Consider the following 20004-nt stretch of genomic DNA (forward strand, 5'->3'; position numbering starts at 1 on the left):
CCGTAGGAGGTCAGGTCTCGCTGAGAGCCCGGCCGGATTCTTCCTCCACCACGTAGGCGGGTGCCTCTCGGCCGATGCGGGACCGGAGCTCGGCGAAGGCGGCCGCGGTGGCACTGGCCGGCTCTGCCTGGTAGACAACCAGTTGCTGGTGCGGGGCACCGTTGACGGTGAAGGCCGAGAACCGGATCTCCAGAGCGCCGACCTCGGGGTGTGAGAGGTTCTTCGCCTGCTGGGCCTTGCCCTTCACGTCGTGCCGTGCCCACAGTCCGGCGAATTCGGGGCTCTTCGCGCGGAGCGTGTCGACGGCTTCGGTGATCCGCGGGGAATCGGGGGCGCATCCGTAGGCCGCGCGCAGCTCGGCCGCGCACGAGTTCGCGGCCCTGTCCCAGTCCTGGTAGAAGGTGCGTCCGGCGGGGTCCAGGAAGACCATGCGGGCCAGGTTGTCGAATCGCTGGAATCCGCTGTGCAGGACTGCGGCGAGCGCGTTGTACGCGAGGACGTCCTGGGCCGGGCCCAGGACGAAGGCAGGGGTGTCGGGCCAGCTGTCGATCAGCTGCAGAAGCTGGGGGCTGACCCTGTCGTGACCGGCGGGGACGCGGCGGCGCTCCTGGGGCGCGCGGGTGAGTCTGCGCAGGTGGTCGTGCGCCTCGTCGTCGAGCCGGAGCGCGGTGGCGATCGCGTCGATCACCTGGGGCGAGGGGCCGGTCTCCCGGCCCTGTTCCAGACGCATGTAGTAGTCGGAGCTCACGCCCGCGAGCACGGCGACCTCTTCGCGGCGCAGACCCGGCACCCGCCTGCGCCCGTGCTCCGGCAGGCCGACGTCCTGCGGCTTGAGGGCTTCGCGCCGCGCTCTGAGGAAGTCTCCCAATGGAGTGCTGTCGCTCATGACCCCAACCTACGGGAGGGGGAACGCCGGCCGCCGGTGGAGTGGACGTCCACGTGTCCGGCCACGCTGCACCTGTGCGGCCGACCGTTTGCGCGTTTCAGGCCGCAGCTCGCCACCACCCAGCCGCGACCGCCTGCGCGCCGCCGACCCGAACGCCGCGGCGGAGAGTTGGTTCGCCCTGATCAATGCCTGGATGTGTCGAGTTCGATGTGCTCGATGTCGTTGTCCAGGAAGGTGGTCAGGGCCTGGGCTTCGGTGTGGACGGCTTCCCGTTCCGGGGCGGTGAGAGGGCGCAGGGAGCTGACGTGGAGTCGGTGGTCGCGCACGGTCCAGGTGGCGGTGACGCGTCCGTCGACGAGGACGGTGCGGTGGCCCGCGACGGACAGACCGAGGTGGGGGGCGTCGATGATGCGGCTGCGGTCGTGGTAACCCAGGATGGCGTTGTCGAAGGCCGGAAGGAACCGGACGGGGGCCGGGGTGTCGGGGTGCGGGCGGGGCGCGTCGGGCAGGTCGAGCAGTTCGCGGCCGCGTTCGTCACGGAAGACGACGAGTTCTTCGCGGGCGGCTTTGACGGCGGCGGGAAGGCCGGCGAGGCCGCACCAGGCGCGTACGTCCGCGCTTGCGGCGGGCCCGTACGCGGCGAGGTAGCGGAGCAGCAGTTGCTGTCCGACGGGATCACTGCCGTCGGCGGGCAGGGGGTCGATGTCCCGTGCCAGCCAGGTGCTCAGCGGCAGGTTGCGTACGCCGGCGGTCTGGCGCCACAGGCCGCGGGGCGGGAGTTGGGCCATCGGGACGAGGGCTGCGACGAGCAGCTCGCCCAGGGCACGGCGCGGTGGACCGGGCCAGCGGTCTTCGAGAGCTCGTACCAGCTCGGTCATGGTGCGCGGCCGCTGGTCGGCCATGACCGCGCGGCCGGCGGCGGCGACCTCGTCCGTGTCGATGCCGGCCAGTTCGCGCCGGTAGGTTCCCAGCACTCGCTGGCGCAGCATGGTCCCATGGCGGGCTCGCCAGGCGAGCGCGTCGTCGGCGGTGACGAGGTGGACGGTGCGCCGCATCAGGTGGGTGCGCACCACCTTGCGACCGGTCAGCGCATCGTCCAGGTGCCCGGGTCGGAAGTCGCAGAGGCGGGACCACAGCCCGGTGAAGGGTTCCTGGGGCTCCTGCGCCTGGAGGCCGCAGAGATGGGCCACTGCCTGCGACACGGAGCTGTCGCTGCGCTCGAGCAGGTGTTGGCGGGCGAGGGTGGCGCGATTGAGGGCGCGGGTGTCGAGGACGGTCATGGCACTCTCTCGCGACGGCTCGCTCGTGGGACAGGCGCCGTCGCAGGTCCGTGTGGGTGGGTTTCCGCTGTTGTACGTGTCCGGTGCCCGCGCCGTCCGGGCCGCCCACGGGGTGGCGGCGGCTCGGACGGCGCGGGCGGGCCGGGTCGGTCGGTTCAGCTGTTGTACGGCGCGGTGACGTCCAGGACCCAGGTGACGCCGAAGCGGTCGGTGAGCATGCCGTACAGCGGCGCCCACTGTGCGGGCTCCAGGGGGCTCACGATGGTCGAGCCCGCGGCGAGCTTGCCCCACAGGACGCTGATCTCCTCGGCGTCGTCTCCGCGCACGGAGACGAAGAACGCGTTCTCGCCCCGGTGCCAGGGCAGCTGCGTGGGCACGTCGTAGGCCATGACGTGGAATCCGTTGTCGCCGACCACCTCGCCCCACATCACCCAGTCCGCCTCGCTCTCGTTCCGCACGGCGCCCGCGTCCTTGTAGGTGACCGCGACGGTGCGCCCGCCGAAGACGGACTGGTAGAAGTCCAGTGCCTCACGTGCGGTGCCCCGGAAGTTGAGGTGGGTGGTGGTCGTGACGGACATGGTTCGTTCCTTGCCTCGGTGTGACGGATGTGCGCCGTCGGTCGTCGGTGCCGAGCGGCGGCTGCCGTGACCGGGGGTCGCGCCTCCCGAACGGCTCGTGTGCCACGATGGCAAAGGTAGAGGACAGGGTGTGTCCGGTATTCCGGCGAGGATGGGTGTCATGCAGAAGACGTCCGCCCGCCTGCTCGCGCTGCTCTCGCTCCTTCAGACGCCCCGTGCCTGGTCCGGCGACGATCTCGCCGAGCGTCTCGGTATTACCTCGCGCACCGTGCGCCGTGACATCGACCGCCTGCGCGAACTCGACTACCCGATCACGACCGTCAAGGGACCGGCCGGTGGCTACCGCCTGGAGGCCGGCACCCACCTGCCGCCCATGCTGTTCGACGACGAGCAGGCCGTTGCCCTGGCTGTCGCGCTGCGCAGCGCGGCCGCCGGCACCACGGTCGCCGAAGACGCTTCCCGCGCCCTGGCCACCCTCCGCCAGGTCATGCCGTCCCGCCTGCGCCACCGCATCGACCTGGTGCGCATCACCGCGATCCAACCGCCCGAGGCGGTCGGCGACACCCCCCGGGTCGACGCTCAGGTCCTGATGGAGCTGAGCCGCGCCATCCACGCCCGCGAGGAACTGCGCTTCGACTACGCCCGGGGTCCGGGCACCCCGGCCGGTGACGCGCGCCGCGTACAACCCCACCACCTGGTCACCTGGCGTCATCGCTGGTACCTGGTGGCCTGGGACCTCCACCGCGAGGACTGGCGCACCTTCCGCGTCGACCGCATCCGGCCCCGCACACCCACCGGCCCCCGCTTCGCCCCGCGTGACCTCCCCGGCGGAACCGTTTCCACCTTCGTCACCAGCCGGTTCCGCGGCAACGACGGCACCACCACCGACTGGCCGTGCCGGGGCGAAGTCATCCTCCACCTCCCGGCCGCCCACGTCGCGCCCTTCGCCGAGGACGGAATCGTCGTGGACGTCGGACCCCACCAGTGCCGGCTCATCCTCGGCTCCTGGTCATGGACCGGACTCGCCGCCGCGATCGGCCGCTTCGACACCGACATCGACGTCATCGACCCACCCGAACTGGCCGCCGCGTTCGGGGACCTCGCCGCCCGCTACGCCCGCGCTGCCCGTACCGCAAGACCAGAGGCCGTTCCGGAGTGGTGAGAAGGAATCACCACAGATCCGTCCCGCAGGCCCATCGTCCCGACACTGCTACCCGGCGTCGCAGCGGGTAGCTGGGCTGAGGAGTTCTCGCAGGTCAGCGAGACGCCGACCTGCGAGAACTCGAAGTCAGAAGCCCTTTACAGGTCGAAGTAGAGCTCGAACTCGTGCGGGTGCGGCCGCAGGGCGATCGGGGCGATCTCGTTGGTGCGCTTGAAGTCGATCCAGGTCTCGATCAGGTCGGGGGTGAACACCCCGCCCGCGAGCAGGTACTCGTGGTCGGCCTCCAGCGCGTCGAGGACGGCGCCGAGCGAGGCGGGTACCTGCGGTACGGCGGAGTGCTCGTCGGGGGCCAGCTCGTAGAGGTCCTTGTCGACCGGCTCCAGCGGCTCGATCTTGTTCTTGATGCCGTCCAGGCCCGCCATCAGCATGGCGGAGAAGGCCAGGTACGGGTTGGAGGACGGGTCGGGCGCGCGGAACTCGATGCGCTTGGCCTTGGCGTTCGACCCGGTGATCGGGATGCGGATCGCGGCGGAGCGGTTGCGCTGCGAGTACACCAGGTTGACCGGCGCCTCGAAGCCCGGCACCAGGCGGTGGTAGGAGTTCACCGAGGGGTTGGTGAAGGCCAGCAGCGAGGGGGCGTGCCTGAGCAGACCGCCGATGTAGTAGCGAGCGGTGTCGGAGAGGCCGGCGTAGCCCTGCTCGTCGTAGAAGAGCGGCGAGCCCTCGGTCCACAGCGACTGGTGGACGTGCATGCCGGAGCCGTTGTCGCCGAAGATCGGCTTGGGCATGAAGGTGGCGGTCTTGCCGTTCCGCCAGGCGACGTTCTTGATGATGTACTTGAACAGCATCAGGTCGTCGGCGGCGTGCAGCAGGGTGTTGAACTTGTAGTTGATCTCCGCCTGGCCGGCCGTGCCGACCTCGTGGTGCTGCCGCTCGACCTGCAGGCCGGCGGCGGCGAGCTCCAGCGACATCTCGGCGCGCAGGTCGGCGAAGTGGTCCACCGGCGGCACGGGGAAGTAGCCGCCCTTGTACTTCACCTTGTAGCCGCGGTTGCCGCCCTCCTCGATCCGGCCGGTGTTCCAGGCGCCGGCGATCGAGTCGATGTGGTAGTACGAGGCGTTGGCGCTGGTCTCGTAGCGGACCTCGTCGAAGACGTAGAACTCGGCCTCCGGGCCGAAGAACGCGGTGTCGGCGATGCCGGAGGAGGCGAGGTAGGCCTCGGCCTTCTGGGCGACGTTGCGCGGGTCGCGGCTGTAGGCCTCGCCCGTGATCGGGTCCTGGATGAAGAAGTTGATGTTGAGGTGCTTTTCGGAGCGGAACGGGTCCAGCCGGGCCGTCGCCAGGTCGGGCACGAGTGCCATGTCGGACTCGTGGATCGCCTGGAAGCCCCGGATCGAGGAGCCGTCGAACATCAGGATTTCGGACGGGTCGAAGGTCGAGGCAGGCACTGAGAAGTGCTGCATGACGCCCGGCAGGTCGCAGAACCGGACATCGACGAACTTGATGTCGTTGTCCGTGATGTACTGCCTGACCTCGTCGGCGTTGGTGAACATCCATCCTCCTCAGCTGCGTGCGGCCCACCGTAGGAGCCGCCCGTTTCCGGTGGGTGATTTCCCCGTCCTCTGCATGTTAACCAGCGGCACCCATAGTGTGGGCAAAGTCATACGGCCCGGGACAAAACACCCATGATGGCGCCGAGTGGTCCAGACCGCGCGGCGAGGCGTCCGCGCGTGTCGGGGGAGGCCGCCGAAGATCGCCCGTAAAGCCCGGATACTGTGGATTTCGTGGACACCAGAGATGCGTTGGGATCGTGGCTGGACGGGCCGAAGGCCGCCGCCGAGAAGATGGGCGCCGACTTCGGTCACCGCGGCGAGCGCCTCGGCCTGCCGAAGGAGGGCCCCGGCTCGATCGCCGGCCCCGGCCGGCGCCTGGGCGCCCTGTTCGTCGACGGCTGGCTCTGCAGCCTCGTCGCCTACGGGCTGCTCTCCCGCGGCGACCAGGCCGCCGCCAACCTGTGGACCACCCCGCTGTTCTACGTCGTCACCGTCGTCCTGCTCGCCACCAGCGGCACCACCGTCGGCAAGCGGCTCTTCGGCCTGCGCGTCGTCCGGCTGGACGGCTCCCGCGCCTCCATCCCGCAGGTGCTGCTGCGCACCCTGCTGCTCTGCCTGATCGTCCCCGCCGCGATCTGGGACCGCGACACCCGCGGCCTCCACGACAAGGCGGTCGGCACCGCCGAGGTCCGCATCTGACCCGTCCCCCGGACGTCGAACGGCCCCGCCGCGAGGATCGCGGCGGGGCCGTGGTGTCGGTGGAGGTGGGGCTCAGCGGACCTGGCCGCCCTTGGGCATCCGGGCGCCCTTGGGCATCGGGCCCTTGGGGATCGGCGCCCGGGAGAGCAGGTCGCCCAGCGCGCGCAGCCGGTCGTTGGTCTCGGTGACCTGGGCCGGAGTGATCGCCCGCGGCAGCCGCATCAGGTGCACCTGCAGCTTCTTCAGCGGGATCTCGCCCTCGCCGTTGCCGACCATGATGTCGTGCACCGGGATGTCGCCGACGACCCTGGCCATCTTCTTCTTCTCGGCGGCGAGCAGCGGCCGCACCCGGTTCGGGTTGCCCTCACCGATCAGCGCGATGCCCGGACGGCCGACCGCGCGGTACACCGCGTCCTGGCTGCGGGTGACCGCGACCGGGGTCGGGTTGGCACTCCAGCCGCGCCGGATGTTGTTCAGTACCGCCGCGACCGCGCCCGGCTGGCCCTCCATCTGCCCGAACGCGGCTCGCTCGGCCCGACGACCGAAGACCACCGCGACCGCCAGGAACGCCACGACGAAGCCGAGGATGCCCAGGTAGACGGGGTGTCCGATCGCAAACCCGATGGCGAGGAACACGCCGAAGGTGATGAGGCCGACGCCGGCGATGATCAGGCCGATCTTGGTGTCGACCTTCTTGGTCATGGTGTACGCCGTGCGGATCTGCTGCAGCCGCCCGGGGTTCTCGGATGTTTCCCTCGCCATAGGGCTCATGGTACGTGTCGGGGGGGCGGGATATCCAAGGGCGGTGCCCCCGACCGCCCGCGGCCGCACCCGGACGGCCCGGCGGCGGCCTCAGGAACGGCGTCGCGGCGTGGACGCCGCACCCGCGTCCAGCTCCCGCTCCGCAGCGTGCCGGCGGTTCTCGCAGACCGCGGCCCAGGCGTTGCGGCGGGCCTGCCGCTGCCCCCCGGCCAGCAGCACGCTCTCGGCGTAGCGCAGGGCACCGCCCACCGACGGCATCCGCGCCGGCCGCAGACCGCGAGGCGATCCGCTCACTGCCTCCATGCTCAACAGCTCCCCTCAAGGACCTACGGACGACCGACACCGCCAGCGTCGCCCGCAGGTGTTACCGATCGGTGACCTGCCGGTCAAAGTCGCATGAAAGCCGCACGACCGCAAGACGGCCGCGCCGGAGGTACGCCGGAGGGCGGCAGGCCGCGGCCCGCCGCCCTCCGAAGCTTCCGGTACGACCCTCGCGCGGCCGCTCGGGCGCCTCAGACGGCCGCGCGCTCGCGGTGCTCCAGCGCCTGCCGGTACAGCCGGCCCGCCCGGTACGAGGACCGCACCAGCGGACCCGACATCACACCGGCGAAGCCGAGCTCCTCGGCCTCCTGCTGCAGCTCCACGAACTCGTGCGGCTTCACCCAGCGCTCCACCGGGTGGTGGCGCAGCGAGGGCCGCAGGTACTGGGTGATGGTGATCAGCTCGCAGCCGGCCCCGACCAGGTCCGCCAGCGCCTGGCTGACCTCCTCGCGGGTCTCGCCCATGCCGAGGATCAGGTTGGACTTGGTGACCAGGCCGGCCGCGCGGGCCTGCGTGATGACGTCCAGCGAGCGCTCGTAGCGGAAGGCGGGGCGGATCCGCTTGAAGATCCGCGGCACCGTCTCGACGTTGTGCGCCAGCACCTCGGGCCGCGAGGAGAACACCTCGGCCAGCTGCTCCGGGACGGCGTTGAAGTCCGGGATCAGCAGCTCGACACCCGTCCGGCCGGCCTCACGGCCGGCCGTCAGCGCGTGCACCTGGCGGACCGTCTCGGCGTACAGCCAGGCCCCGCCGTCCTCCAGGTCGTCGCGGGCGACACCGGTGATCGTGGCGTAGTTGAGGTCCATCGTGACGATGGACTCGGCGACCCGGCGCGGCTCGTCACGGTCGAACTCGGCGGGCTTGCCGGTGTCGATCTGGCAGAAGTCGCAGCGGCGGGTGCACTGGTCACCGCCGATGAGGAAGGTGGCCTCGCGGTCCTCCCAGCATTCGAAGATGTTGGGGCAGCCGGCCTCCTGGCAGACGGTGTGCAGCCCCTCCTTCTTCACCAGCGACTGGAGGGCGTTGTACTCCGGGCCCATCTTCGCCCGGGTCTTGATCCACTCGGGCTTCCGCTCGATGGGGGTCTCGCTGTTGCGGACCTCCAGGCGGAGAAGCTTCCTGCCGTCGGGCGCGACAGCGGACACGTGCAACTCCTAGAACTAGACGGGGTACCCCCAGGGTACGCCTGTGCTTTCATCGCCTGTACCGGGCCTGTTGCCCCTCAATCGCAGGGCAACAGGGCTACTTGCCGGTAGATTCCCGCCTCAGCGGGCGAGTGCGGGCTCCGGCAGCTCCGCGAGGATGCCCGCCAGGTGCTTCTGCACCACCGGCAGCGCGTCCGCGACACCGAACGGCCGGCCCAGCTCCCCGGCCAGCGACCCCACCCCGGCGTCCCGGATCCCGCACGGCACGATCCGGTCGAACCACGTCATGTCCGGGTCGCAGTTCAGCGCGAACCCGTGCATCGTCACCCCGCGCGCCACCCGGACACCGATCGCCGCCAGCTTCCGGTCGTCACCCCGCTGACCCGCGTTCGACGGCGCGTACTCCGGCCCGGCCAGCCGCGGGTCGATCCCCAGCGGCAGGCCCATCCGCAGCGTCAGCCGGCCGATCTCCACCACCTGCGACGGATCCACCACCGCGTCCGGGATCTCCTCGCCGAGCACCCACACCCCGCTGCGGCCCTCCACCCGCGAGGTCGCCACCCCGAACTCGGCGCAGGCGCGGATCAGTGCCTCCTCCAGCCGACGCACGTACGACACCACGTCGATCGGGTCCGGCAGCTTGACGATCGGGTACCCCACCAGCTGGCCCGGACCGTGCCAGGTGATCTCACCACCGCGGTTCACCTGCACCACCGGCGTCCCGTCCAGCGGGTAGTCCTCCGGGTTGGTGCGCTTGCCCGCCGTGAACACCGGCGGGTGCTCCAGCAGCAGCACGGTGTCCGGGATCTCGTCCGCGACGCGCAGCGCGTGCAGCCGCTGCTGCTCCTCCCAGGCCTCCGGGTACGGGACGGCGCCCTCGCCGATCCCCATCGTCACGAACCGTACGTTCTCGCTCACCGCTGCTCCTTGCCAGGCGTTCGAGACCAACCCGGTCACTGTACGCCTGCCCCGGAACGACCCGACGAGGGCAGGTCCTAGGGGTCGGCCAGCAGCTGGAGCCGCAGCGCCAGCTGGAGTTCCAGGGCGCGTTCGGGGGCGTTCCAGTCGTGGCCCAGCAGGACCTCGATCCGGTCCAGGCGCTGGACGACCGTGTTCACGTGGACGTGGAGCTCGTCCTTGGCGCGGGTGAGGCTGCCGCCGCAGTCGAAGTAGGCCCGCAGGGTCCGTACCAGTTCCGTCCCCCGCCGGGCGTCGTACGTGACGAGCGGTCCGAGCGCCGACCCGACGAAGCCCGCGACGTCGTGCCCGTCGCCGAGCAGCACGCCGAGGAAGCCGAGCCCGGCGGCGGAGGCCCCGGCGCCCTCGCGGCCGAGCACCCGCAGGGCCCGCACGCACCGCACCCCCTCCCCGTGCGCGGCCGCCAGCGCGGCCGGCCCGGCGGCGGGCCCGCCCGCGCCGACGGTGACGGGGCAGCCGGCGAGCCGGGCGAGCCGGTCGGCGGCGTCGGCGGCGGCCAGGTCGGGCGGGGTGCCGTCGTCGGGCAGCAGCAGGACGACGGCCTCGCCGTGCTCGGCGCTGATGCCGCGGGTGCCGAACAGGTAGCGGGCGGCGGCCCCGGCGAGCCGGGTGCGGCCGGCGGGGTCGGCCTCGGCGACCAGGACGAGGTGGCGGCGGCCCAGGTCGACGCCGAGCCGGCGGCCGCGCGCGGTGAGTCCGGCCGGGTCCCGGTCGGGCGCGGTGAGCAGGTCGGCGAGGAGTTCCCCGCGGACCCGGTTCTCCGTCTCGGCGACGGACCGCCGCAGCAGCAGGAGCAGCGCGGTCACCACACTGGCCCGTTCGAAGATCCGCCGGTCGGCGTCGTCGAGACCGGCCCGGCCGCGCAGCACGAGGCCGCCGAGCAGGTCGTGGCCGGCCAGGGCGGCGCACACCCAGTCCTCGCCGCGGCGTACCGCCCTGCCCTCGGTGCGGGAGGCGGCGAGCGCCTCGGCGAGATGCCGGGAGGGGCCGGCGGCGCCGTCCGGTCCGGGGCGGCCGGTGAGCAGGTGGCCCTCGGTGTCGTGGACGGCGACCTCGCCGCCGAGCAGGGTGGCGACCTCGGCGGCGACGTCGGCGGCCTCGGCGCCGCGCAGCACCAGGTCGGTGAGCCGGTCGTGGGCCTGCTCGGCGCGCTGGACGGCGGTGGCGTGCGCCTGGATGACGTGGTTGGCGGCGGCGAGGTCGGTGAGCGCGGCCCGGGTGTCGGCGAGCGCCTTCGCGGTGTCCAGGGCGACGGCGGCGTGCGCGGCGAGGGTGCACAGCAGGGCGACCTCGTCCGGGGAGAACGCCCGCGGGGAGCGGTCGGCGGCGAACAGCACGCCGATCACCCGGCCGCCGAGCAGCAGCGGCACGCCGATGATCGCGACCAGGCCCTCGTCCAGCACGCCGGCGTCGATGCTGCCGGTGTGGTGGAACCGCTCGTCGGTGCGGTAGTCGGGGGTGGCGTAGGGCCGGGCCGTCTGCGCGACCAGGCCGCCGAGGCCGTCGCCGAGGCTGAGCCGCAGGGTCTGGAAGAGCTGCGAGACCGAGCCGTCGGTGACCCGCATGTACGTGTCCCCGGCGTCCTCGTCGGGGAGGGTGAGGTACGCGGTGTCGGTGCCGAGCAGCATCCGGGCCCGCCGGACGATCGCCTGGAGCACCGCGTCGAGGTCCCGGGAGGCGGCGAGGTCGCCCGCGGTGTCGAAGAGGGCGGTCAGTTCGGCCTCGCGCCGCCGGTGCTGACGCAGCGTCCGGTGCACCCGCAGCGCCTGCCAGGCGGCGGCGTCGATCTCGGCGAGCACGGCGGGGGGCGCGCCCTGCCGGCGCGCCTCGGCGAGCACCTCGGCGAAGTCCTCGGTGGCCGCGCCGGAGGCGAGCAGGTCGATCAGCCGGCGCAGGGCGGGGGCCGCGCTCTCGGGGGGCTCGTTCATGGTGCGGGCCATCGTGCCATTCATCCGTGCGGTGCGGGAGCGGTGCGGCCCGGGGGCTGGGGGAGTGCCCCGGGCCGCACCGGGCGGGTCAGCCGACCGGGACGCTCGCGCGGGCCGGCTCGGTCTCGGCGAGGTCCTCGCCGCGGGTCTCCCGGGAGCAGAGCACCGCGAGGACGGTGATCGCGGCCGCGATCGCCACGTACACCGCGATCGGGGTGGAACTGCCGTAGTCCTTGAGCAGTGCGGTGGCGATCAGCGGGGCCGGCGCGCCGGCCGCCACCGAGGAGAACTGGGCGCCGATGGAGGCACCGGAGTACCGCATCCGGGTGGCGAACAGCTCGGAGAAGAACGCCGCCTGCGGGGCGTACATCGCGCTGTGGAAGACCAGGCCGATCGTGATCGCGGCGACGAGTGCGCCGAACGACTTCGTGTCCACCATGCCGAAGAAGACGAACGCCCAGACGCCCACGCCCACCGCGCCGGCCAGGTACACCGGCTTGCGGCCGATCCGGTCGGAGAGCGCGCCGAACAGCGGGATCAGCGCGAACTGGACCGCGGAGGCGATCAGTACCGCGTTCAGTGCGGTCTGCTTCGGCAGGTGCACGTGGCCGACCGCGTACGCCAGCACGAAGGTGGTCATCACGTAGTACGAGATGTTCTCGGCCATCCGGGCGCCCATGGCGACCAGCACGTCACGCCAGTGGTTGCGCAGCACCGCGACGATCGGCGGCTGCTCGGCCGTCCTCCGGGCCTTCGCCGCGGCCAGCGCCTGCTGGAACAGCGGCGACTCGTCCACCGAGAGGCGGATCCACAGGCCGACCATCACCAGCACCGCGGACAGCAGGAACGGCACCCGCCAGCCCCAGGAGAGGAACGCCTCGTCCGACAGGGTCGCCGTCATCAGCGACAGCACGCCCGCCGCCAGCAGGTTGCCCGCCGGGGCGCCGCCCTGCGGCCAGGACGCCCAGAAGCCGCGCCGCGCCTTGTCGCCGTGCTCGGAGACCAGCAGCACCGCGCCGCCCCACTCACCGCCCAGCGCGAAGCCCTGCACCAGCCGCAGCGCGGTGAGCAGCAGCGGCGCCGTGACACCGATCTGGCGGTACGTCGGCAGGCAGCCGATCAGCGTGGTCGCGCCGCCCATCAGCAGCAGGCTCAGCACCAGCAGCCGCTTGCGGCCGATCCGGTCGCCGAAGTGGCCGAAGACCAGGGCGCCCAGCGGACGGGCCGCGAAGCCGATCGCGTAGGTGAGGAAGGACAGCAGCGTGCCGGTCAGCGGGTCGCTGTCGGGGAAGAACACCTTGCCGAAGACCAGCGCGGCGGCGGTGCCGTACAGGAAGTAGTCGTACCACTCGACGGTGGTGCCGATGAGGCTGGCGCCGACCACCTTCCAGAGCGGGGAGCCTTGTCTCGCGACGTCGGGAGAGTGGGCCATGGGGTCACCTGTTCTCGGGGGAGGGGCTGTGCGGGAGGGTGCGCGCCGGGCCCGCGGGCCCGGCGGGAGGGTCAGTGGGCCGTCCAGCCGCCGTCCACGGGCAGGCTGGCGCCGGTGATGTAGGAGGCGGACGGCGAGCAGAGCCAGAGCGCCAGCTGCGCCACCTCGTCGGGTTCGATGAGCCGCTTGACGGCGGTGCGGTCGAGCATGATCTGCTCCACCACCTCGTCCTCGCGGATGCCGTGCGCCAGGGCCTGGGCCGCGACCTGCCGCTCCACCAGGGCCGTGCGCACGTAGCCCGGGTTGATGCAGTTGCTGGTGACGCCGTAGGGGGCGCCCTCCAGGGCTGCCGTCTTGCTGAGCCCTTCGAGCCCGTGCTTGGCGGTCACGTAGGCGGACTTGAAGGCGCTGGCGCGCAGCCCGTGCACCGAGGAGATGTTGACGATGCGTCCCCACTCGTTCCCGTACATGTGCGGCAGGGTGCGGCGGATGATCCGGAACGGCGCCTCCACCATGACCTTCTGGATCAGCGCGAACCGCTCCGTGGGGAACTCGTGCAGCGGCGCGACGTACTGCAGGCCGGCGTTGTTCACGACGATGTCGGCGTCGTCCGGCAGGGCCTCCACCGCCTGCGGGTCGGAGAGGTCGGCGACGACGGCGACCCCGCCGATCCGCCCGGCGAGCTCCTCGGCCGGGGCGGCGGCGAGGTCGACGACGTAGACCCGCGCGCCGGCCGCGGCGAAGGCCTCGGCGCAGGCCCGGCCGATGCCGGAGGCGGCGCCGGTGACCAGTGCCGTCCGGCCCTGCAGGGCCGGCGCCGGGGCGGTGGCTGAAGTGGTGTCCATGGCCGAGAACGGTAGGAACCCTCCGCCCGCGCACCTATGTGTCCGGACGACACATGTGCCCGCTCCGGCATGTGCGGGCGTTCCACGGGCCAGCCACAGGCGCACCGGTGGTGCAATCCAAACCCCGTGTGCGCCTGCTTCCCCGTAACGGGCGCCCCTGCATCACCCGTTCGGAGGATTGCACGCCCGAATCGGCCCATAGCGCCCGAATGCTCGCTACTGTCACGCCGATTCCCGACAGGGGGCGCCGCCCCGAATACCGGGGGGACCGGTGCGGCGCTCGAGAGGTGTTGACTGATATGCCCCAACGGCCTGTGACCGACAGCCCGGCGTTCGGACCGCTCGATGCGCTCGACCCGCACGAAGTGCCGGCCGGGGCCCCTCCGCTGGTGTCCGACGAAGACGACGACCGCCCGGTGGAGAGCGCCACCGGGAACCACCGCACCCAGAACCCGCAACTCGCCGCGCTCATCGAGGAGTCCGGCTTCTCGCACGCCGGCCTCGCCCGGCGGGTCGACCAGCTCGGCCTGGAGCACGGCCTCGACCTGCGCTACGACAAGACCTCGGTGACCCGCTGGCTACGCGGCCAGCAGCCCCGCGGCGCGACCCCGGCACTGATCGCCGAGGTCTTCACCCGCCGGCTCGGCCGCCGGCTCACCGCCCAGGACGTCGGCCTCGACGCCTGCGCCCCGGTCTACGCCGGGCTGGAGTTCGCCGAGACACCGCAGGAGGCCGTCGACATCGTCGCCTCCATGTGGCGCAAGGACAACGGCCCGTACGCCGAACTCCGCAAGATCGCCTTCACCCCGGCCGGCCTGGTGGTGCCCAGCCGCGACTGGCTGATCGGCCGCACCGACGAGCGGGTCGCCCGGGACGCCACCACGCTGCCCCCGGAGGAGCTGGCCGGCGCCCGGCCCGCCGCGCCCGGGGCCGCCACCCGCCCGCCGTCCCGCCCCGTCCCCGGGCGGGTGCCGCAGCAGGCCCGCCGGCCGCTCGCCGGCACCGAGAGCGCCGAGCCCGCCCCCGGGCGCGACTCCCGCCCCGCCGTCCGGGTCGGCCGCGGCGACATCGCCGCGATCCGCGCGGTCGGTGACCTGTTCCGCGCGCTGGACCACGCCTACGGCGGCGGCCACGCCCGGCAGGCCCTGGTGCGCTACCTGGAGAGCGAGGCCGAGCCGATGCTGCGCGGCCGCTACGGCGAGCAGATCGGCCGGGCGCTGTTCGGCGCCGTCGCCGACCTGACCCGGCTCGCGGGCTGGACGTCCTTCGACATCGCCGCGCACGGCCTCGCCCAGCGGTACTTCGTCCAGTCGCTGCGGCTCTCCCAGGCCGCGGGGGACCGCGTGCTCGGCGGCTTCGTGCTCACCACCATGAGCCAGCAGGCCGTCCACCTCGGGCACGGCCGGGAGGCCATCCAGCTCGCCCGGGTCGCCCAGCAGGGCGTCGGCACCACGGCGGCCCCGGTCGTGCAGGCGCTGATGCACGCGGCCGAGGCCCGCGGCCACGCGCTGCTCGGCGACGTCCGCTCCTGCACTGCGTCGATGGTCCGCTGCGAGCGCGCACTGGCCACCGCCCGCCCGGGCGACGAGGCGCCGTCCTGGTCGCGGTACTTCGACGAGGCCCAGCTGGCCGACGAGTTCGCGCACTGCTACCGGGACCTGCAGCAGTGGCGGCCCGCCGCCCAGCACGCCGAGAAGTCGCTGCGGCTGCGCGCCCCCGCGTACGCCCGCAGCCGGATCCTCTGCCGGCTGGTGCTGGCCACCGCCCGGCTCGGGATGGGCGAGGTCGAGGAGTCCTGCACGATGGCGGGCGAGTCGCTGCGGGCCGCCGGCGAGATGCGTTCCGCCCGCACGGTGGAGTACCTGCGGGACTTCCACCGGCGCCTGGCCCCCTACCGGGCCACCCCCGCCGTCCGGGCCTTCGAGGAGGCCGCGCGGCAGGCCGGGGTGCTCTGAGCGTCGTCCGGTGGCCCGCCGCGCCGACGGGCCACCGGACGGGCAGGGTCAGGCCGCCACGTCGGAGGCCCGCACCGAGGTCTCCAGCCCGAGGTCGCGCAGCACCGCCTGCGCGGCCCTGCGCCCCGACACCAGCGCGCCCTGCACGCTGCTGGTGTCCCGGTGGTCGCCGCACACGTACAGCCCGGCGAGCACCCGGACCGACCGGCGGAAGTGGTGCGGCGCCGGCATCGCCGGTACCGCGTCCGGGGCGTGGCGCACACTCAGGAACTCCCACCCGGCGGTGGAGGTGCCGTACAGCTCCGCCAGCCGCCGGCGCACGACCGGCTCGAACCCGGCCGGCCCGCCGATGTCGAAGCCGCGCCGGCCCAGCACGACGGTGGCGACCAGTGCCCGCCCGGCCGGCGCGTACGAGGGGTGCACGTCGCTGAGCACCAGCGAGTGCGCCACTCCGGACCGGTCGGCGTCCAGCAGCAGGGCCGGCTCGCCCAGCGGCGAGCGGTCCGCCGCGTGGAAGTACGTCGTCACCGGGTGGAAGTCGGGCAGCCGCAGCCCCGGCAGCAGCGCGGCCGCCGACCGCCCGTCACAGGCCAGCACCACGGCCTGGCACGTCACCCGGCCGTGCCGGGCGGTCTGCACGCCGTCCGCGGAGACCCCGGTCACCTGCACGCCCGTCCGGACCGTCCCGGCCGGCAGGCCCTCGGCCAGCTGGGCCGGCACCGAGGCCGAACCGCCGGCCGGCAGACAGAGCCGGCCCCGGGCGTACGAGCGCAGCACCAGGTCGGCGACCCGGCTGCTGGTGGTGAGCGAGCGGTCGGCCAGCAGGGCGCCCAGCAGCGGCCGCAGGAAGCCGTCGACGGTGCGCCCGCCGAGACCGCGGTCGGCCAGCGCCCGGGCCGCGGTGGTCTCCGGCCGGGCCAGCAGCCGGGGCACGGGGGTGGCGGCGAGCCGGTTCAGCGACGCGGCGAGCCGGGCGCGCTCCAGCGGGCTGCCCGGCGCCCCGCCGAGCGCGCCCCGGCTGCCGGCCGGGCGGGCGGCGGACTGCTGGGGGATGCCCACCCGGTGCCGGCGCCCCGCGCTGTGCACCAGGACGGCGGACGCCAGCGGGCGCAGATCCAGCCGGTCGAGGTCGAGCCGGCGGGCCGGCTCGGGGTGGTCGGTGTTGAGCAGGTGGACGCCGTGGTCGAGCCGGAATCCGTCCAGCTCGTCCGAGGCCATCCGGCCGCCGATGCGCCGGCCGGCCTCCAGGACCTGGACGCTGAGGCCCTGTCCGGTCAGCGCGCGGGCGGCGGCCAGGCCCGCGAGGCCGGCGCCGACCACGACCACGTCCGGATCGGACGGCTGGCGGGTACGGCGGATGAAGTCGTATGCGGGCACGGGTGTGCTCCCTCCCTGACGGCGGCCTCCGGGCCCGCGCGGCGACGGCCGGACCGTGGAGCTCCGGCCGAGGCGGGCAGCGGGGTGCCGGGTACGGTCCGTCAAACGTGATGCCCCGTCAATGTGCTGATCAGACCGGCGGGCCCGGTGAAATCGGGCCACCCGCCGGGTCGTGGTGGCACTGCGGAGGGGCTCGGTCACCGAGCGTGCGCCGGACCAGCGGCGATCCGGCGCCGCCTGGCGCACACGGTCACGGCAGGCGCGACGGCGCGCCCTCCGTCTGCAACCGTGCGCCCCTGTGCGCCCCGTATGCGGACCGGGTCCGCCCCGCATACGGGGCCGCTTACCCGGAACCGGACCCTCTCAGTCCTGCACGGTTCCGCCCGATTCCGCCCCGCGCGCGCCCGCTCAGCCCTGCCCGGGTTCGCCCGGGCCCGTCCGCCCGCGGCCGCTCAGCCCTGCAGCGCCGCCCGGACCACCGCGTCGGCGTCCGGGTGCCGGAACCGGAACCCGGCCGCCAACAGCCGCTCCGGCACCACCCGGTGGCTGCCCACCACCTCGACCGACATCTCGCCTAGCACCGCCTGCAGCGCGAACCCCGGCACCGCCAGCACCGTCGGCCGCCCCAGCGCCCGCCCGAGCGCCTCCGTCAGCTCCGCATTGGTCACCGGCACGGGACCGGTCAGGTTCACCGGGCCGGAGAGCGTCGGACGGTCGATCAGGAACCGCAGCGCGGCCACCTCGTCCGCCAGCGACAGGATGCTCCAGTACTGCCCGCCGGAGCCCAGCCGCCCGCCCAGCCCCAGCCGGAACAGCGGCAGCATCCGACCGAGCGCACCGCCGCCCGCCGCCAGCACCAGGCCGGTCCGCGGATGCACCACCCGGATCCCGGCGTCCTCCGCCGGCCGCGCGGCCGCCTCCCACTGCACGCACACCCCGGCCAGGAAGTCGTCCCCGGCCGGCGCGCCCTCGTCGATCACCCGGTCGCCGGTCTGCCCGTAGAAGCCGACCGCGGAGGCGCTCACCAGGACCTTGGGCGGCCGCTTCAGCTTCGCCAGCGCACCCGCCACCGTCTCCGTGCCGAGCACCCGGCTGTTGCGGATCTCCTCCTTGTACGCCCGCGTCCACCGCCGGTCGCCCACCCCGGCTCCCGCCAGGTGCACCACCGCGTCGACACCCTCCAGCCCGGCCGCGTCGATCTGCAGCAGGTGCGGGTTCCACCCCACCCCGACCGTCCCGTCCGGCTGCCACCCGACCCGGCTCCGGTGCCGCACCAGCCGCACCACCTCGTGCCCGTCCGCGAGGAGCGAACGGACGAGAGCAGAACCGATCAGACCCGTGGACCCTGTCACCGCAATGCGCATACCCCCATCCTCCCAGCCCGCCCAGCCGCGCCCGGGCAGGCCGAGCCCACCGGGCGCGCGGCGCCGCACCGCAGGCAGGGCCGTCCCGTCCCGGGCGCGGGCACCCCGCCGCCCATGGCCGCGCCCCGCCGGCGCGTCCTAGCATGGCGGCCATGTCATCCGACGACCTGACGATCCGTGCGGCCCGCGCCGAGGACGACCGCGCGCTCGCCGCCCTCGACCGCGCGGTCTGGTCCGTCCTCAGCGAGGTCGCGCCCCGGCGCGCCGAGGGCACCGCCTTCTTCGACGAGCAGCACACCCCCGACGGCTACCTGGTCGCCGAACTCGGCGGCGAGGTCGTCGGATACGTCCGCCAGGCGCCGCCCACCCCGCTCGCCAGCAACCGCCACGTCCGCCAGATCCAGGGCCTCGCCGTCGACCACGGCGTCCGCGGGCACGGCGTCGGCCGGGCCCTGGTCGAGGCCGCCTGCGCGGCCGCCGCGGCGGCCGGGGCACGCCGCATCACCCTGCGGGTGCTCGGCCACAACACGCCCGCCCGCCGGCTGTACGAGCGGTGCGGCTTCACGGTCGAGGGCGTGCTCCGCGACGAGTTCCTGCTCGACGGCGGCTACGTGGACGACGTCTGGATGTCCCGCCCGCTGCCCGCCTGACGCACCGCCAGGCCCGTCCGGTCCAAGTCGTGACCTCGCCGCCCCTGCCGGGCCGTGCCCCGGGACCGGTACCGTACGGCCGTGAGCACATCGACTCCTCCCGGCTGGTACCCGGTCCCGGAGGCCGGGCCGGGCGGCACCGCGCAGGAACGCTGGTGGGACGGCAACGCCTGGACGGCCGAGGTCCGGCCCGCCCAGTCCGCCGCGGCCCCGCAGCCCGCGCAGATCGCCGACGCCCCCACCCAGGCCTGGACCGGCCAGGCCGTCCCGCAGCCCGGGTACGGCTATCCGCAACAGCAGCAGCAGCCGGGCCCCTACGGTTACCCGCAGGCCGGCCCGGCGTACGCCTACCCGTCGACCGCCACGGGCCCGAAGAACCGCAACGGGCTGATCATCGGCATCGCCGCCGGCGTGCTGGCACTGGCCGCCGTCGCCGGAGTGGTGCTGGTGCTCGCCGACGGCGACGACGATCCGGTGATCACCGCCCCGCCGCCGGTGAGCTTCTCCGCCTCCCCGCGGACCAGCCCGAGCGTGCCGCGGTTCAGCCCCAGCCCGCGCACCAGCACGCCCCCGGTCGCCGGCAGCACCCTCCCCGACGTGATGCACGGCTGGCGGGTGCCGCGCCCCACCGGCTGGACGGTGCACACCAGCAGCAGCACCAGTTCGGTCTACGAGGTCACCGGCCCGTACGACTGCGGCATGCAGACGCAGTGCATCCGAGGCCAGTTCTCCGTCGAGACGCTCTCGGTGCCCGGTACGGACGCCGCGTCGGTCGCCAAGGCGGCGATCGTCGACTACGCACCGAAGATCTTCGGCGACCTCACCTCCCACGAGGAGGCCGGCTCCGGCCCCGTCGTCGTCGCCGGCGCCATCGGCTACGCGGTGCGCTGGCACGTCACCCCGCAGCAGGGCGCCGCCGGCTACGTGCTGATGGTGGCCGTGCCGGACGCCCGCGGTGCCGGCTTCGTCCTGCTGCACGGCGGCGTGGACGACGACCCCAAGGCGCCCACGCCCGGCACCCTGGACGCGATCGTCACGGGCATCCGCTCCACCACGGCGGGCAGCAACGCCTGAGCCGGGGCCCGGCCG

General features: G+C 73.6%; 18 protein-coding genes. 5 read left to right on the plus strand and 13 right to left on the minus strand.

Translation table 11 applies throughout. The features are described from left to right. Window positions 1-10: 10 nt before the first annotated feature. The 3 genes from AB0P35_RS03940 to AB0P35_RS03950 all read right to left on the minus strand — a co-directional run bounded on the left by AB0P35_RS03940 (window position 11) and on the right by AB0P35_RS03950 (window position 2744). Window positions 11-886, minus strand: a complete 876-nt coding sequence (locus tag AB0P35_RS03940) for a helix-turn-helix transcriptional regulator (RefSeq protein ID WP_363506104.1) — start codon at window positions 884-886, stop codon at window positions 11-13. A gap of 182 nt (window positions 887-1068) precedes the next feature. Continuing rightward, window positions 1069-2166, minus strand: a complete 1098-nt coding sequence (locus tag AB0P35_RS03945; protein WP_363506107.1) for a winged helix DNA-binding domain-containing protein — start codon at window positions 2164-2166, stop codon at window positions 1069-1071. 155 nt (window positions 2167-2321) lie between these two features. Next, window positions 2322-2744: a VOC family protein gene (locus AB0P35_RS03950; protein ID WP_363506110.1), complete on the minus strand. Its 423-nt coding sequence runs from the start codon at window positions 2742-2744 to the stop codon at window positions 2322-2324. Window positions 2745-2904: 160 nt separating this feature from the next. On the opposite strand from AB0P35_RS03950, the gene AB0P35_RS03955 reads away from it, so the two are divergent. Then, window positions 2905-3906, plus strand: a complete 1002-nt coding sequence (locus AB0P35_RS03955; protein WP_363506113.1) for a WYL domain-containing protein — start codon at window positions 2905-2907, stop codon at window positions 3904-3906. 137 nt (window positions 3907-4043) lie between these two features. Here AB0P35_RS03955 and glnA read toward each other — a convergent pair whose 3' ends face one another. Beyond that, complete coding sequence (glnA, locus tag AB0P35_RS03960) at window positions 4044-5459, minus strand: type I glutamate--ammonia ligase (RefSeq protein WP_363506116.1); 1416 nt, start codon at window positions 5457-5459, stop codon at window positions 4044-4046. 231 nt (window positions 5460-5690) lie between these two features. On the opposite strand from glnA, the gene AB0P35_RS03965 reads away from it, so the two are divergent. Continuing rightward, entirely contained in the window at window positions 5691-6158 is a 468-nt protein-coding gene (locus AB0P35_RS03965; protein ID WP_363506118.1) for an RDD family protein, read from the plus strand. 72 nt (window positions 6159-6230) lie between these two features. Here the strand turns inward: AB0P35_RS03965 and AB0P35_RS03970 are convergent, their stop codons facing one another. From AB0P35_RS03970 to AB0P35_RS04000, 7 genes are all read right to left on the minus strand, one after another. Next, window positions 6231-6920: a DUF4191 domain-containing protein gene (locus tag AB0P35_RS03970; protein ID WP_095877019.1), complete on the minus strand. Its 690-nt coding sequence runs from the start codon at window positions 6918-6920 to the stop codon at window positions 6231-6233. A 90-nt stretch (window positions 6921-7010) separates the two neighbouring features. After that, entirely contained in the window at window positions 7011-7223 is a 213-nt protein-coding gene (locus tag AB0P35_RS03975) for a hypothetical protein (protein ID WP_363506121.1), read from the minus strand. A gap of 209 nt (window positions 7224-7432) precedes the next feature. Then, complete coding sequence (gene lipA, locus AB0P35_RS03980) at window positions 7433-8386, minus strand: lipoyl synthase (RefSeq protein ID WP_095877017.1); 954 nt, start codon at window positions 8384-8386, stop codon at window positions 7433-7435. Between the two features lie 120 nt (window positions 8387-8506). After that, entirely contained in the window at window positions 8507-9277 is a 771-nt protein-coding gene (lipB, locus tag AB0P35_RS03985; RefSeq protein ID WP_363506344.1) for a lipoyl(octanoyl) transferase LipB, read from the minus strand. 104 nt (window positions 9278-9381) lie between these two features. Then, a complete protein-coding gene (locus AB0P35_RS03990; RefSeq protein ID WP_363506124.1) occupies window positions 9382-11292 on the minus strand; it encodes a GAF domain-containing protein in 1911 nt (636 codons plus the stop codon). A gap of 88 nt (window positions 11293-11380) precedes the next feature. Continuing rightward, a complete protein-coding gene (locus AB0P35_RS03995) occupies window positions 11381-12724 on the minus strand; it encodes an MFS transporter (RefSeq protein WP_363506127.1) in 1344 nt (447 codons plus the stop codon). A gap of 71 nt (window positions 12725-12795) precedes the next feature. Further along, window positions 12796-13569: a 3-hydroxybutyrate dehydrogenase gene (locus AB0P35_RS04000; protein ID WP_363506130.1), complete on the minus strand. Its 774-nt coding sequence runs from the start codon at window positions 13567-13569 to the stop codon at window positions 12796-12798. A 299-nt stretch (window positions 13570-13868) separates the two neighbouring features. Between AB0P35_RS04000 and AB0P35_RS04005 the strand changes: the two genes are divergently transcribed. Continuing rightward, the gene (locus AB0P35_RS04005; RefSeq protein ID WP_363506133.1) at window positions 13869-15524 is read left to right on the plus strand and encodes a regulator; all 1656 of its coding nucleotides are present in this window, start codon (window positions 13869-13871) and stop codon (window positions 15522-15524) included. A gap of 48 nt (window positions 15525-15572) precedes the next feature. Here the strand turns inward: AB0P35_RS04005 and AB0P35_RS04010 are convergent, their stop codons facing one another. Beyond that, a complete protein-coding gene (locus AB0P35_RS04010) occupies window positions 15573-16901 on the minus strand; it encodes an FAD-dependent oxidoreductase (protein ID WP_363506136.1) in 1329 nt (442 codons plus the stop codon). A 452-nt stretch (window positions 16902-17353) separates the two neighbouring features. Continuing rightward, window positions 17354-18265, minus strand: coding sequence for a TIGR01777 family oxidoreductase (locus AB0P35_RS04015; protein WP_363506139.1), 912 nt, complete (start codon window positions 18263-18265; stop codon window positions 17354-17356). Between the two features lie 143 nt (window positions 18266-18408). Here AB0P35_RS04015 and AB0P35_RS04020 point away from each other — a divergent pair, with 143 nt between their 5' ends. Further along, on the plus strand, window positions 18409-18915 hold the full coding sequence (locus AB0P35_RS04020; protein WP_363506142.1) for a GNAT family N-acetyltransferase: 507 nt from the start codon (window positions 18409-18411) through the stop codon (window positions 18913-18915). A gap of 81 nt (window positions 18916-18996) precedes the next feature. Further along, window positions 18997-19989 carry a DUF2510 domain-containing protein gene (locus tag AB0P35_RS04025; RefSeq protein ID WP_363506145.1) on the plus strand — a complete coding sequence of 331 codons (993 nt, stop codon included), beginning with the start codon at window positions 18997-18999 and terminating at the stop codon, window positions 19987-19989. Window positions 19990-20004: the final 15 nt, after the last annotated feature.

Origin of the sequence: Kitasatospora sp. NPDC085879 (genome assembly GCF_040686255.1) — a bacterium.
Lineage (GTDB): Bacteria > Actinomycetota > Actinomycetes > Streptomycetales > Streptomycetaceae > Kitasatospora.

What these genes read in the sequence shown, in the direction of transcription:
- AB0P35_RS03945 (WP_363506107.1), bottom strand. Translation starts at nt 2,166, where the DNA reads ATGACCGTCCTCGACACCCGCGCCCTCAATCGCGCCACCCTCGCCCGC.
- glnA (WP_363506116.1), bottom strand. Translation starts at nt 5,459, where the DNA reads ATGTTCACCAACGCCGACGAGGTCAGGCAGTACATCACGGACAACGAC.
- AB0P35_RS04015 (WP_363506139.1), bottom strand. Translation starts at nt 18,265, where the DNA reads ATGCGCATTGCGGTGACAGGGTCCACGGGTCTGATCGGTTCTGCTCTC.
- AB0P35_RS03995 (WP_363506127.1), bottom strand. Translation starts at nt 12,724, where the DNA reads ATGGCCCACTCTCCCGACGTCGCGAGACAAGGCTCCCCGCTCTGGAAG.
- AB0P35_RS04000 (WP_363506130.1), bottom strand. Translation starts at nt 13,569, where the DNA reads ATGGACACCACTTCAGCCACCGCCCCGGCGCCGGCCCTGCAGGGCCGG.
- lipB (WP_363506344.1), bottom strand. Translation starts at nt 9,277, where the DNA reads ATGGGGATCGGCGAGGGCGCCGTCCCGTACCCGGAGGCCTGGGAGGAG.
- AB0P35_RS03990 (WP_363506124.1), bottom strand. Translation starts at nt 11,292, where the DNA reads ATGAACGAGCCCCCCGAGAGCGCGGCCCCCGCCCTGCGCCGGCTGATC.
- AB0P35_RS04020 (WP_363506142.1), top strand. Translation starts at nt 18,409, where the DNA reads ATGGCGGCCATGTCATCCGACGACCTGACGATCCGTGCGGCCCGCGCC.
- AB0P35_RS03975 (WP_363506121.1), bottom strand. Translation starts at nt 7,223, where the DNA reads ATGGAGGCAGTGAGCGGATCGCCTCGCGGTCTGCGGCCGGCGCGGATG.
- AB0P35_RS03950 (WP_363506110.1), bottom strand. Translation starts at nt 2,744, where the DNA reads ATGTCCGTCACGACCACCACCCACCTCAACTTCCGGGGCACCGCACGT.
- AB0P35_RS03970 (WP_095877019.1), bottom strand. Translation starts at nt 6,920, where the DNA reads ATGGCGAGGGAAACATCCGAGAACCCCGGGCGGCTGCAGCAGATCCGC.
- AB0P35_RS03940 (WP_363506104.1), bottom strand. Translation starts at nt 886, where the DNA reads ATGAGCGACAGCACTCCATTGGGAGACTTCCTCAGAGCGCGGCGCGAA.
- AB0P35_RS04005 (WP_363506133.1), top strand. Translation starts at nt 13,869, where the DNA reads ATGCCCCAACGGCCTGTGACCGACAGCCCGGCGTTCGGACCGCTCGAT.
- AB0P35_RS03955 (WP_363506113.1), top strand. Translation starts at nt 2,905, where the DNA reads ATGCAGAAGACGTCCGCCCGCCTGCTCGCGCTGCTCTCGCTCCTTCAG.